Source organism: Ruegeria sp. D4 (genome assembly GCF_056534475.1).
The window spans coordinates 224,962-238,587 of record NZ_JBQFPJ010000004.1 but is presented as its reverse complement, the minus strand read 5'-3'; the positions used below and the strand labels follow the sequence as shown (position 1 = coordinate 238,587).

Below are 13,626 nucleotides of genomic sequence, written 5' to 3'. Positions count from 1 at the left end.
CGCGTGTTTGGGCTTTGGATAAAGGAAAACGAAAGCGCTGTCACCACGTCATTCGCGCGCAGGTGACTGTGACCCGAATACCGAACAGCCCGGAAAACCAAAGCCCCATCGCCATGGCAGGCCGGAACAGGGGCCGCCACCAAATCGCACCGCCATATACATGGCATCCGCGGTGACCGAATGGGCGGTTCGGACCTGTTCGGGTGTCACCCCGTAACGATCCGCGTATTCTTCGGCATGCGCATCGCCGTGTTGTTCGACACAGGCGTGCAGTGCATCGTCCGCCGACAGGCGGGCGTCATAGCTGTCTTCGGCCCGCGTTGCGCCGCCGGCGTTGTGATAGGCGCTGTCATGGGTAACGCAGCAATATTCCCACGGAGGGTTGTTTTCATAGCGTGCGGCGAAGCTTGGGATGATGTCAGCCACCAATCGCCAGCTGGCCGACAGCCCGCCCGAGCAGCCATCGGTTTCAAATGGCGTCACTTCGGCCCCGGCCGATTGTGTCATCAGGGCCTGATGGCCGGGCATCTCGATGCCGCGCATCAGATCTTGCGCGGCGGTGGATGTGCCAAGGGCGATCAGGATAAGCGCCGTTTTAAGGGCTCGCATCGCGCATCGCCTCTGTGTCCACGGTCATCCCGAACTCGGTGGCCAACCACAGCAGCAAACGTTCAGCCGGACCCATCTCGGCTCGGACGCGCAGAACCTCGCGGGCCATGGCAGGCCGGTCGGTGATCAGACCATCGACGCCCATCGACGCCAAAGCCGACATCTGCAACGGATCGTTCACCGTCCACACATACAAATCCTTGCCGGCAGCATGGACAGACCGGACCAGCCCGGGTGTCGCCATCGCCGCGTTCACCGCCAGAAAATCGCCATCCAACCCCGACAGATTGCCGACTGCGGTCGCAGCCAGTACACCGGCGCGCCAGTCCGGGCGCAGGGCCTTCATCTTCTGCACCGCCGGATATTTCAAGGACATTGTGGCGATATCGTCCTGCATCCCCATTTCTTCGACAGTTGTGGCAACCCGGTTTTCCAGATCGACGTCATGGCCGTAATATTTCAGTTCGATGATCACCTTCGACCGGCCTTTTGCGGCTTCCAGCACCTCACGCAGGGTCGGCGTGCGTTCCGAGGCGTATTCGGGTCCGAACCAACTGCCGATATCGATGTCCGCGACGTCGTCCATTGTGGCATCCCAGACCTTGAGGTTGACGCCCGCCAGTTTCATGAAATCGCTGTCATGGGCGACGATGACCTCACCATCGGCCGTTTCCTGCACGTCGATCTCAACCCAGTCCGCGCCATCCTCGATGGCCTTAAGAACGGCCGCCATGGTGTTTTCGGGCCGCAAGGCCGCGGCCCCGCGGTGGCCGATGACATCCGCGTGGTCGAGGGCCTGCACCTGTTCAAGCAGCCGCTGCCCGAACCAGCCACCGGCCAGCACTGCAAGGACGGCAGCCCCCAAAACACCAAATAGCGGCAACCTCAAGTTGCCCGGTTCGGGGTGGGGGATGTCTGACGTTTTTGCCTCGAAGAAACCGTCCAGTAGCACCGCCAAAGCGCCCAGCGCGACGGCCGCCAGAACAAGACCGGCCAGCGACCAGAGCGCGGCGATGACCAGTGTGTAGGTCAGTGCCAGTTGCAGACGACCACCCGGTTGCAGGGGTACGAGATCGAACAGAAACCCGGCCACAGCCGCAATTCCGGCTGCGATCACGATGCGTATGCCCAGCCACTGCGCCAGTTCGATCTTTAGGCGTCCGCGTTTGCCCTCCATCCGCCCGGTGCTGGTTTCAAACGCTTCTGCCGGATTGCAGCTTTCAAACAGAACCAGATGCAGCGACAGGGCCCAGGCCGACAGCCTGCGGATCAAAACCCAGGCCAATGCCAGAACGATTAACCCGATCAGAACGACCGCCACCCAGAACGAGGGTGGCTGGAAGGTCAGGTAATAGTTGATGTCGTATTCCGTCAGTGTCCACCACGCGACAACGGCGGCAATGGCTGCAAAGGGCAGAACCAGCAGCAACACGCGCAGGACAAACCGGACCGCAAAGCCGAACAAAGCGGGCAGTCGGGACAGGATCAGTTGGATGGCGGAGCTGCCGGCGCGCCAGGGATCGGCCTCGCCCATGCGCAGAGAACCCGCCATGACGGAGAAGACAAACACTTCGGCCAGCAGAAACAGGCTGAGCGCAAGGATCGCCGCGATAAAGCCCACCGGGGACAGGATGAACCCGGCAATGGCCTGATCGGTCAGGGCACTTTGATTGGACAGGGACACCGCCAGTTGCACGGCTATCGCCACGCCCGGCGCAATCAGCGCCACCAGCAAAAGTCGCACCGCAACATAGATCGGTACGAACACCCGACGGCGCGCCCAAGCCCCCCGCCAGGCCTCTGTAACGGTTGAGAAATGTGTCACGCGGCGCTCTCCTGAATGATACGCTCATTCAAGGCTGCGATTGCGTGAATTGCAAGCGGGACTGTCAGCTTTCTTCCAGATCCGCAGCCAGCCGAAAACCGATGCGGTTGGCAGGCTTGTCCTCGACCGATTTGGGCAGCGCGCGCAGCATCACGTTCAACTGGCTGACATGCTGTACCAGTTGGGTGCGCGCACCGGTGGCGTCCGAGCCGAAAAAGGTGATCACGTCAGGGTCGAAATAACCCATCCCCTCGATCCGCATCACCCCGGCATCGCCGCCGGTGAAGCCCATGGCAACCTCCTGATCGCCGTCCAGCGTCTTTTCAAAATTCTGGATATACAGGATCAGGCGTTCATAGGCCCACTGGGCCGGGCTTTTGGTTTCGACCGGCTTTTTCAGGCGGCCGGGAAGATCCTTGTTGCCCGATTGCGCACTGGAGTTGGCGTGGACCTCGTAACAGCGTGGCAATGCGGCGGATTCTGCGGCCTCGGCCGAGGTTTCGATCTGATCCTGCATGGCTTACCCTTTGCGCTGAAACTCCCACGCCCCGTCCGCGCGGCGCGACCGGGTTACAGCATCAATGTGGTAGAGATGGTTCAGATGTGCAACCGCCTCGACCAGCGCGAGACCGTATTCACCTTCGCCAATCGGACGCTTGAACAGGGGGGCAAAGCACTCGGCGGCAGCTTTGGGCTGGTCCAGATGATCCAGCAGCCGCCGGAGCGCGCCGTGATGATTGTCGACCAGTTGCCGCATGCGAACCGGCAATCCGGTGAAGGGCAGCTTGTGCCCGGCCAACACCAGATGATCGGGACGCGCCAGCGCCGACAGCCGCTCGCAGGCTTCCAGCCACTCGGCCACCGGATCCGCCATGGGTTCGGTGACATAGACACCCAGATTGGGGCTGATCGAGCTGATGATCTGATCGCCGGACAGGACAAGATTGTCATCGCGGCTCCAGAACGTGGCGTGTTCGGGCGCGTGGCCATTGCCCACGTGAACGTCCCAGTCACGCCCGCCCATGCGGATCACGTCGCCCTGTTTGATCCGGGTATAGCCCAGCGGCATCGGATAGACGGTGTCGGCAAAGTTGAAGGGCCGGTCCGACATACGCTTTGCCAGAATTTCATGCGCCATGCCCGCGCTGCGGTAGTAGTCCAGCGTTTCCTGCGGCCAGGTTTCCTGCACGTCCAGCGTCAGCATCCGCGAAAACAGCCATGCGGTGCGGCTGGCCACCAATTCAGCGCCGTGTTCGGTCTGGAACCACCCTGCATTGCCAACATGGTCGGGGTGATGATGCGTAACGACAACACGGGTCACCGGCTTGCCCGCCAATGGCCCGTCCATCAGCGTTTGCCAGATGCCACGCGACTTTCTGGACGAAATACCGGTGTCGATCACCGTCCACCCGTCGCCATCATCCAGCGCATAGACATTGACGTGATCAAGCGCCATGGGCAGCGGCAGGCGCAGCCAAAGGACGCCTTCGGCAATCTCGATCGCCTCATCGGGGGCCGGAGGTTCAGGCCAGGGGTAGTGCGTCGTCAATCGTTGCCCACCATCCTTCATGCCAGCAGCTCGTCCACGTTGAGCGCGAAGATATCGTCCGCACCGTTTTGCGCCTTTGCCAGCAGGCCCGCATATTCGGGCAACAAAGCGTTGATGTAGAACCGCGCCAGCTTGAACCGCGGCCCATCGGGTTCCGCCAGAGCTGCCGCAAGATGGTAATGCGCGCCCAGAACCCGCGCAAAGGCTTGCAGATACGGGACGGCCCCGGCAAAGCGGTTGTTCATTTCCGACTGGGAAACCAGCCATTCAGTGGCCTCACGCAGGCTTTCGGTGGCTTCCCAGACCGGGCCGGCCAGTTCCGGCATGGTGGCCCGCGCCTGTTCTGCGTGATCTTCGATTTCATCCAGCAGCCGCGCCGCAGCCTCACCCCCATCCATCATTTTGCGGGCGACCAGATCCATCGCCTGAATGCCATTGGTGCCTTCGTAAATCGCGGTCACGCGAACGTCACGGTAATATTGGGCCGCACCGGTTTCCTCGATAAAACCCATGCCGCCGTGAACCTGCACGCCGGTTTCGGCGACACGCATGCCGGTCTGGGTGCCAAAAGCCTTGCCAATTGGCGTCAGCAGCGCCGCGCGGGCCGACCAGTCCGCATCGCCGGTCGCGTTGGCCATGTCGATGGCCACTGCATTGGCCAGCAGGATGGCCCGTGCCGCGAACACATCCGCGCGCATTTCCATCAGCATGCGGCGCACATCAGCATGGTCGATAATCGTACCCGAGGGCGTCTTGCCCTGCTTGCGCTCAAGCGCGTAGGCCAGCGCATGCTGATAGGCGCCTTCCGCAACGCCGACGCCTTGCCCGCCAACACCCAGACGGGCATTGTTCATCATCGTAAACATCGCGGCCATGCCGCCATGTTCCTTGCCAACCAGCCAGCCCCTGGCTCCGTCATATTGCATGACGCAGGTCGGTGAGCCGTGCAGGCCCATCTTGTGCTCAAGCGACACAACCTTCAGATCATTCGCCACGCCCGGATTGCCGTTCTCATCCGGGATGAACTTGGGCACCAGAAACAGGGAAATTCCCTTCGTCCCGGGAACGCCGTCCGGCAGGCGCGCCAGCACCAGGTGGCAGACGTTTTTCGCGAAATCGTTGTCGCCCCACGAGATGAAGATCTTCTGACCCGTCACCGCGTAGGTGCCATCCCCGTTCGGTTCCGCCTTTGAGGCCAGGCCACCCACGTCCGACCCCGCCTGCGCCTCGGTCAGGTTCATCGTGCCGGACCATTCGCCCGACATCAGTTTGGGCAGATAAAGCTCTTTCAGCTCGGCACTGGCGTGATGCTCCAGCGCCTCGATCTGGCCCTGGCTCATCAGCGGGGCCAGTTGCAGCGAAAGGCAGGCCGCGCTCATCATCTCGTTCACTGCGCTGGTCAAGGTCATCGGCAGGCCCATGCCGCCATATTCAGGATCGCCGCTTATCCCGATCCAGCCCCCTTCGGATATCGCCTTCCAGCCATCGGCATACCCCGGAGACGAGCGCAGAACCCCGTTTTCCAGCCGCGCCGGTTCCAGATCACCGGGGCGTTGCAGCGGGGCCATCACTTCTTCGCACATCCTGCCTGCTTCGGTCAGAATGGCGCTGACCACATCCGTACTGGCCTCTGAAAACATCTCGGTGGCTGCGATCTGGTCAAAGTCGATCACGTTGCGGAACAGGAATTCATAATCTGGGACTGGGGCGCGATACGTCATGGCTTCCCTCGGGGCTGTCAGTTCGGTTTGCGCAGGCGGGCTTGGAATCATCCGCGCACGGCACTATGCATCTGGGCTCGAAGGCATTACCTACTCTTCCCCATGTTACAAGCAATCAAAACGCGGCGTCACCAGTCATGATCCCCCACGGCACACTCGACCTGAGCGCAGATCCGGCCGGCATCTCACGCGCTGCGGACCTGCTGCGGCAGGGTCTTCTGGTCGCGTTTGCGACCGAGACGGTCTATGGCCTGGGCGGTGATGCCCGTAATGGCGAAGCGGTCGCCGGGATTTATGAAGCAAAGGGGCGGCCCAGCTTCAATCCGCTGATCGCGCATGTCGCATCCGTTCAGGCAGCGCAGCGGTTCGTCCGCTGGTCCGATCAGGCCGAGCGACTGGCCGCCGCGTTCTGGCCCGGGCCTTTGACGCTGGTCCTGCCGCTGCGCGACGGACATGGCATTTCATCGCTGGTCACAGCCGGGCTGGACACGCTGGCCGTCCGGGTGCCTGCGCATCCCAGCGCGCGGGCATTGCTGGCCGAATTCGATGGTCCGGTGGCCGCGCCATCCGCCAACCCGTCAGGACAGATCAGCCCGACCACCGCCGAGCATGTGCGCGCCGGTCTGGGTGGGCGTATCGCAGCCATTCTGGATGACGGCCCCTGCGGTGTCGGGCTGGAATCGTCCATCGTCGGCCTGGCCGGAGAACCGGCGCTGCTGCGTCCGGGCGGCGTGGCGCTGGAACAGATCGAGGATGTTCTGAACACGCGACTGCATAATCACCAGCCCGGGGACCTTTTGACGGCGCCGGGACAATTACAGTCTCATTATGCTCCGGACGCGCCGGTTCGGCTGAATGCGCTGTCCCGACAGGGCGATGAAGTCCTGCTGGGCTTTGGGCCGGTCGACTGCGATTTGAACTTGTCGGCTGATGGTGTTCTGACCGAAGCTGCGGCCAACCTGTTTTCTGCCCTTCATGCGCTGAACACAACAGGTCGCCCGATTGCGGTCTCGCCGATCCCCGACCATGGCCTTGGGGCGGCAATCAACGACCGGCTGCGCCGCGCGGCGGCCCCGCGCGACAGCTGATCAGGCGCGTCCTGCGCTGGCCGACAAGGTCAGGGGATCAACGCCAAGGGTTGCCAGCGCGGCCTCCCACTTTTCGTCATCAGCGACATCGAACACCAGTTTCGAGGTTGCATCGGTCGTCAGCCAGCCATTCATGGCAATCTCATCCTCAAGCTGGCCCGGGCCCCATCCGGAGTATCCCAGCGTCAGCATCGAGTTCAAAGGCCCCCGGCCCGAAGCCAGATCTTCCAGCACGTCCAGCGTAGCCGTCATGCTGAAATCGGTCGAAATCTGCATCGAGTGGAGGTTAGCTTCGTAATCGGCACTGTGCAGGACGAAGCCGCGCGACATCTCGACCGGACCGCCGACATGGACCAGACGCTCACCTATGACGGGAATGTTGCAGGCAATATTGAGCTGCCCCAGCAATGTCTTGATGCGTAGGTCCGACGGTTTGTTGACAATCAGCCCCATGGCGCCGTCTTCACCATGGCTGCAGATATAGACAACCGAGTGGTCAAAGCGCGGATCGCCCATTCCCGGCATCGCAATCAACAGTTTTCCGGTAAGATCCATAAGCCGCCGTTTCTGACTGAGTCCTGTCTCAACAATGAACCCGTGGGACCACAATTGGCAAGGGATCGTCCGACATTTAGCGGTATTTCACCCCAGTGACCGGAACGTGACTTGGAATCGCGCGCCAGAGCGCGCATTTATGTAGTATGCGATCACTTCTCAGACCCGCCGCAGTTGCGCTGACCGCCTGTTTTGCCCTTGCCTCGCCTGCCCTGTCGCAGAGCGTGGGCAAACCTGTGCAACTGGATATTCTGGATGGCGGGCGCACTGCCAACGGTACCTATCTTGGTGCGTTGCGCCTGACCCTGAAAGACGGGTGGAAAACTTACTGGCGCGCGCCGGGCGATGCGGGCATCCCGCCACAGTTCGACTGGAAAGGGTCGCGCAACGTTGGCGACATTTCGATCACCTGGCCTGCGCCGGATGTTTTTGACCAGAACGGATTGCGCTCGATCGGGTATCAGGATCAGCTGGTTCTGCCGGTCGAAATCACGCCAAAGAACCCTGCCAAGCCAGTGCGTCTGCGCGGTGAGATGGATCTGGGCGTGTGCAAGGATGTCTGCATCCCCGAGCGGCTGGGTTTCGATCATACTCTGGACAAGAACGCAGGACGCAACCCGGCCATTGCCGCCGCATTGGCACAACGCCCCTATTCCGCCAACGAGGCCCGTGTTGCCAGCGCCAAATGCCACCTGGCGCCCACAAAAGATGGCATGCAAATCGAGGCGCGCATCACCATGCCGTCGGCCGGAGGGACCGAGGTCGCCGTGATCGAGCCGGGCAATCCGGCGTTGTGGGCCGCGCATCCCGAAACCCGGCGGCAGGGCGACACGCTGATCGCCCGGACCGAGGTGGTCAATGCATCGGGCAGTCCCTTTGCGCTGGACCGGTCAGCCGTCAGGATCACAGTGCTGGGCAGCAGCCACGCGGTTGACATTCAGGGATGCAGCGCGGGCTGATCCGGTGATGCAATACCCAAAAATCGGCGCTCTGGCCATTGTTGTGCATCAGGATCGGGTGTTGCTGGTTCAGCGCTCCAAGCAACCGGATGCCGGGCTTTGGGGATTTCCCGGCGGTCATGTCGAATGGGGTGAGACCGTGATGCAGGCCGCGCAGCGCGAGCTGCACGAAGAAACATCGGTGATGGCTGAACCTCTGCAGTATCTGGACAATCTGGATCTGCTGCGTCGTGATCCTAACGGGCAGGTTCTGTCGCATTACCTGCTGGTCGGCGTAGCCTGCCGATATCAGGCCGGCGATCCGGTTGCCGGCGATGACGCGATGGACGCGCGCTGGTTTCCCATCGATCAGATCACGCGCGGCGAATTGAATATGAGCGCTCGTGTCGCCGACCTGCTGGAGACCGCATTGGACGGGGTCAAGCCCCGATCCGGCCTCTAAGCCGCGCGTAAATCAGACCGGATAGCGCGACGCTCAGCACCAGGATCAGCGCTGCGCCGGCAGCGAACACACCCAGTCCCATACGCAGAACCGCAGAACCATCTTCGCCGGGGTAATAGTCGGCCAGAGCGGTCAGCGGCGTGCCCGCGACAGCGGGCCACACCATCGTCACCGCAAACCAGGCCAGCAATGCCAGACCGGTTATGACAATCATCCCTTGCACCACCCTATCCGGCGCGCGCAGGGCGCGACGCATTGAGGTCATCGGACGTGTCACGTCATTCAGGATGGCCAGCAGCGCGGGTACCAGCAACAGAACCAGAAGCATTCCGAACCCAAGACCGTAGACCAGCGTGATCACTGTGGGCTTGAGGAACTGCGCTTGCTGCGAGCCTTCGTACAGCAGCGGTGTGAGACCCAGAACCGTGGTCAAAGTGGTCAGCATCACCGGCCGCAACCTGTCGGCTGTGCCTTCGACAATGGACGGAATCAACCCCCTGTCCTGTTGATAGGCGTCGATGGTCGTCACCAGCACGATGGAGTCGTTGATGATTATCCCTGTCATCCCCAGCAGGCCCACGACCGTGAACATGCTAAGCGGTACAGCCCAGATGTAGTGGCCCCAGATGGCACCCACGAGGCCAAATGGAATGATCGCCATGACTAACAACGGCCGCGTCCAGCTCGCAAAGACCCAGGCCAGAACCAGATAAATGCCCGTCAGGCATAGGATCAGGCCGGTGCGCGCCTGCGACAGAAAATCGTCCTCCTGCTCACTCAGCCCCGACATGCGCCATTCGACCTGCCGCTCGGAGGCGATTTTGGGCAGGATTTCCTGACTGAGTGCGCGTTCAATTTCAGCGGCGCGATCGGGGTCATCTTCGGAGATGTCGCCATTTACCGAGACCACCCGCAAGCCATTCTCGCGCCGGATCGTGGAAAAGCCTGACTTTCGCTGGACCGAAACGATATCGGCCAGCGGTACGTATATCCCTTCGGGCGACCGCATCAGTGTGCGTTCCAGAAAATCGGCCGTCAGTTCGCTTTCGGGCAATTCAACCCGTATTTCGGCGCTGCGCGGACCATCCGGGAAGGTTGCGGCCTCGATGCCGTTCAGGCGGCTGCGCAGAACCCGGCCCAGCGTTTCGATCCGGAATCCCAGGGCCTGACCCTGTGCTGTGAGTTCCAGGATGAAGTCTTCCTTGTCATAGGCCAGATCGTCCTGCAGCGCGGAAACCTCGGGGTATTTCGACAGTTCGGTCTGCAAATCCTCGGACGCCGATTTGAGCGTGTCGATCTCAGCCCCATAAAACTGAACATCGATCGCATCGCCGCCCGGGCCGGACCGCCAGCCGCGAAACGTGACAAGCTCAACCTTGGGATGGCGCGGAACATATTCCTGCAATTCTCCGACAAACTCGAAACTGGAATAGGGGCGCTGATCGGCATCGATCAGTTCGATGGAAATACCCCCCAGCAGCGACCCGTCCTTGCCGTCTGCCGCCGCAAGCCCATAGCCCGGCGTGTCGCCGATCTGGGCCAGCGCATATTCGATGGGATTGCGCCCATGGCGCTCCGCATAGATCTGACCCATCTCTTCGGCGGCCTGCTGCAACATGCGCATCATTTCCAGCGTGTCATCCCGCGTCGCCCCTTCGCGCATGATGAAGCTGCCTGTGACCGAACCACGCTCGGGCGCGTTGAAAAAGCGCCAGTTCACATCGCCACGGATAAACAGCGCGACCTGACTGGCCAGAATCACCACCATCACCGCGACAACCACATAGCGGGCCCAGACCACCCAGGCGATCAGCGGTCGGAACAGGTGGTCACGCACCCAGCGAAAACCCTTGTTCACCACCCGGTTGGGCAGGTCATACCAGTGTTCCTTGGCAGAGTGTTTTATGGCGTGGGCCATATGGTTCGGCAGGATCAGGAAACACTCGATCAGTGAGGCGATCAGGACGGCAATCACGGTAAACGGGACATCGCGGATCAACACGCCAAAGCGCCCACCAACCAGGGTCAGGCCAAAAAAGGCGATAACCGTCGTGACTGTCGCAGCAAAGACGGGCATCGCCATGCGCCGGGCGGCCCGTTCGGCTGCAACCATCGGTGCCTCGCCCAATCGCCGTGCACGGAAATCGGCATGTTCACCGACCACGATGGCATCATCGACCACAATACCCAGTGTGATGATCAGGCCGAACAGTGAAACCATGTTGATGGACAGCCCGCCGATATACATGAACGCGATCGCGGCGGACATGGCGACGGGAATACCGGCTGCAACCCAGAACGCAATACGCGCATTGAGAAAGAGAAACAGCAGGCAGACCACAAGACCCAGGCCGAGCAGACCATTGTCGACAAGAATGTTCAGCCTGTCGGTGATGGCCTGCGCCCGGGTCCGGATCAGTTCGATCGTGACACCATCGGGCAGACTGGCTTGCATCTCGGCGACGACATCCTCGACCCGATGCTGGATGTCGATCGCATCCCCAAGATTCGAGCGATCGACGCGGATCGACATGGCCGGGTCGTCATCGACGAAATAGCTGCGATGACGGGTGACGCCTTCGACGAAAATCCGCGCCACATCGCTGACCACCAGCTTTGATCCGTTCTCGAACGTGCGTAGGGCGATGCCTTCGATTTCCTCGGGCGTCCGTTTTTCAACACCGGTTTTGATGCGCGCGTTGGCCCCGGTCACTTCGCCCGCAGGGCTGGCATTGACTTCGGCCGCAATGGCCGAGGCGATCTCGGACAGGGTGATGTCATTGGCAATCAGCTGCGCGGTTGGCACCTCGACCACCACACGCGGCGCAGCTATGCCGCGGATCGATGTGCGGGTCACACCGGCTGCGAACAGGCGGCTGATCAGCTCATCGGTGAAGTTCGCAAGCTGTTCGGTCCCGACCGGTCCGGTCAGTACAACGTCCGTGACGCGGTCCCGCCAGGCGCCGCGCCGGATAATGGGCTCGTCAGCGTCGTCCGGCAGATCGGTCACAGCGTCAACGGCGGTGCGCACCTCCTCGACGGCCCTGGCCATGTCCCAGTCCGGTTCGAACTCCATCCGGATGCGCGAATGTCCGGGATGCGAACTGGATTCGGTGCTGGTCACGCCCTCGACAGCCAGCAGGGCCGGTTCCAGAACCCTGACGATGGCACTGTCCATATCCTCGGGGCCGGCCTGATCCCAATTGACGGTGACGTCCACCCGTTCCAGCACCACATCGGGAAAGAACTGCGCCCGCATGTTCGGAATCGCAGCGGCGCCCAGAACCAACATCACCAGCAGCAAAAGATTGGCCACGGTCCGGTGCCGGATGAAGTAGCTCAGGATACCGCCTGCTGCACCGGGGATTTCGCGCATCATGACGCTTATCCCCCTGTCGGGCTTTCAAGACGGCGCACCAGCGATGCAGGCACTTTCGCCTCGCTCAACTGGCCCAGCACGCGGGCCTTGGCGTCCTGCGACATGCCTGCACTGGCTTCGACCTGAGCCACAAACTGCGCGCGTTGTTCATCCGACAACTCGACCATATCCGTGTCCGATTGCGCCCGGGCTTCGGCCCGCAAGGGGCGCACACGTACGCCTGCGCCCAGCAACGGGGTGCGTCCGATCACCACCTCGCGCCCTTCCAGCCCCTGCCCGCGCAACAGCACCTCATCGCCCTGTCGGCGAATCAATTGCACAGGCAGCGCCTCAAGCCGGTCGCCATCACCCAGCACCAATACGGTGCCAAACGCATCAAGGGCCGTCGACGGCAGGCGAACAACATTCTCGACGGGTTGTTCCTCGACAGAGACCGTTACGAAGTCACCGGGTTTGAAACCAAACGCATCATTCAGGCGGGCATAGATCAACCGGCCCGTCTGCCCTTCCCCCGCCGATCCGCTGTCGCGGCTGATCCGGCCAAGGGCGACCAGGTCGGTGCCGGTCACTTCCAGCGACACGGAAACGGGGGCTTTGATCAGCTCGCCCCGCGCGTCCAGCAGGCGCACATACTGCGCGGTCGACACCCGAAACGCCACTTCCAGCGCGTCCGGATCGACCAGTTCGGCCAGTTTTTCATTGGCCGTCACCAATCGGCCCTCGACCAGTGTGACATCGGTCAGCGTGCCGCCAAACCGGGCGCGAATCGTCATGTCGTCCAGATCCCGCTCGGCCGCTTCCAAGGCGATCCGCGCGCGGGCCAGCAACGTGGTGGCCTGATCGACACGGGATTCGGCCTGCGCCAGTGCGATCCGCCGGGCCAGAACCGATTGCTGAGCCGACGCTGCGGCCAGTTCAGCCTCTTCCACGCTGGCGGCGGCACCGACGCCACGGCTTTGCAGATCCTTCTGGCGCTGCAGGGCGCGTCCGCGCAACTCGGCCTGAGCTTCGGCCGAGTTCAACTCGTCCTGCGCCAGCAGCAGCGACCGCTCGGCATCGCGCTCTTCGAACTGGGCATCCAACAGATCGGATTTGGCACGGTCCAGCGCCGATTGCGCATCGGCGGGGTCCAGTTCAACCAGTACCTCGCCAGCGGACACAACGCCGCCATCTTCGAATTCCTCGGCCAGGGATACAACCCGCCCGCCCAGAGCCGCGCGCAACTCAAGCCTGCGGCGGCTTTGCACTTCGCCAAACGCATCCAGATAGGGGATTACCGTTTCCACCAGCGCGGGTTTGACGCTGACCGCAAATACCCTCTCCTGCGCTGGCGGGCGGTTTTCGTCCCGGGTCAGCACATCCTGCAGCGCATTTGCGATCATCTGTGCAGCCACAAACAACAGGGCCAGCGTCAGGGACGCCAGAAAGACACCGACAAGGCTTTGCCTCAGAAATCGCATCAATCATTCACCCAAGTTGCAACAGGCTGCCATACGCGA

The 13,626-nt window shown here is 61.9% G+C and carries 11 protein-coding genes; 3 read left to right on the top strand and 8 right to left on the bottom strand.

Features of this window, described 5'->3' with window-relative positions; genetic code table 11:
• Positions 1–48: 48 nt before the first annotated feature.
• From ACR0MI_RS08850 to ACR0MI_RS08830, 5 genes are all read right to left on the bottom strand, one after another.
• On the bottom strand, positions 49–609 hold the full coding sequence (locus tag ACR0MI_RS08850; RefSeq protein WP_170816942.1) for a hypothetical protein: 561 nt from the start codon (positions 607–609) through the stop codon (positions 49–51).
• Complete coding sequence (locus tag ACR0MI_RS08845; protein ID WP_170614359.1) at positions 596–2,434, bottom strand: glycerophosphodiester phosphodiesterase; 1,839 nt, start codon at positions 2,432–2,434, stop codon at positions 596–598. Before ACR0MI_RS08845 ends, ACR0MI_RS08850 begins: the two co-directional genes overlap by 14 nt.
• Positions 2,435–2,498: 64 nt before the next feature.
• A complete protein-coding gene (locus ACR0MI_RS08840) occupies positions 2,499–2,951 on the bottom strand; it encodes a DUF6173 family protein (protein ID WP_170614358.1) in 453 nt (150 codons plus the stop codon).
• A 3-nt stretch (positions 2,952–2,954) separates the two neighbouring features.
• On the bottom strand, positions 2,955–4,004 hold the full coding sequence (locus ACR0MI_RS08835; RefSeq protein ID WP_480854147.1) for an MBL fold metallo-hydrolase: 1,050 nt from the start codon (positions 4,002–4,004) through the stop codon (positions 2,955–2,957).
• Entirely contained in the window at positions 4,001–5,704 is a 1,704-nt protein-coding gene (locus ACR0MI_RS08830) for an acyl-CoA dehydrogenase family protein (protein WP_170816944.1), read from the bottom strand. Before ACR0MI_RS08830 ends, ACR0MI_RS08835 begins: the two co-directional genes overlap by 4 nt.
• A gap of 137 nt (positions 5,705–5,841) precedes the next feature.
• Between ACR0MI_RS08830 and ACR0MI_RS08825 the strand changes: the two genes are divergently transcribed.
• The gene (locus tag ACR0MI_RS08825; protein ID WP_170614355.1) at positions 5,842–6,792 is read left to right on the top strand and encodes an L-threonylcarbamoyladenylate synthase; all 951 of its coding nucleotides are present in this window, start codon (positions 5,842–5,844) and stop codon (positions 6,790–6,792) included.
• Here ACR0MI_RS08825 and ACR0MI_RS08820 read toward each other — a convergent pair whose 3' ends face one another.
• Positions 6,793–7,347: a YqgE/AlgH family protein gene (locus ACR0MI_RS08820; RefSeq protein WP_170614354.1), complete on the bottom strand. Its 555-nt coding sequence runs from the start codon at positions 7,345–7,347 to the stop codon at positions 6,793–6,795.
• A 146-nt stretch (positions 7,348–7,493) separates the two neighbouring features.
• Here ACR0MI_RS08820 and ACR0MI_RS08815 point away from each other — a divergent pair, with 146 nt between their 5' ends.
• Positions 7,494–8,306: a protein-disulfide reductase DsbD domain-containing protein gene (locus ACR0MI_RS08815; RefSeq protein ID WP_170614353.1), complete on the top strand. Its 813-nt coding sequence runs from the start codon at positions 7,494–7,496 to the stop codon at positions 8,304–8,306.
• A gap of 7 nt (positions 8,307–8,313) precedes the next feature.
• Complete coding sequence (locus ACR0MI_RS08810; RefSeq protein ID WP_480440879.1) at positions 8,314–8,748, top strand: NUDIX hydrolase; 435 nt, start codon at positions 8,314–8,316, stop codon at positions 8,746–8,748.
• Here ACR0MI_RS08810 and ACR0MI_RS08805 read toward each other — a convergent pair.
• Both ACR0MI_RS08805 and ACR0MI_RS08800 read right to left on the bottom strand, forming a co-directional pair.
• A complete protein-coding gene (locus tag ACR0MI_RS08805; protein ID WP_170614352.1) occupies positions 8,726–12,127 on the bottom strand; it encodes an efflux RND transporter permease subunit in 3,402 nt (1,133 codons plus the stop codon). The genes ACR0MI_RS08810 and ACR0MI_RS08805 overlap by 23 nt on opposite strands.
• Before the next feature lie 5 nt (positions 12,128–12,132).
• The gene (locus ACR0MI_RS08800) at positions 12,133–13,587 is read right to left on the bottom strand and encodes an RND family efflux transporter (RefSeq protein WP_170614351.1); all 1,455 of its coding nucleotides are present in this window, start codon (positions 13,585–13,587) and stop codon (positions 12,133–12,135) included.
• Between the last annotated feature and the right edge of the window lie 39 nt (positions 13,588–13,626).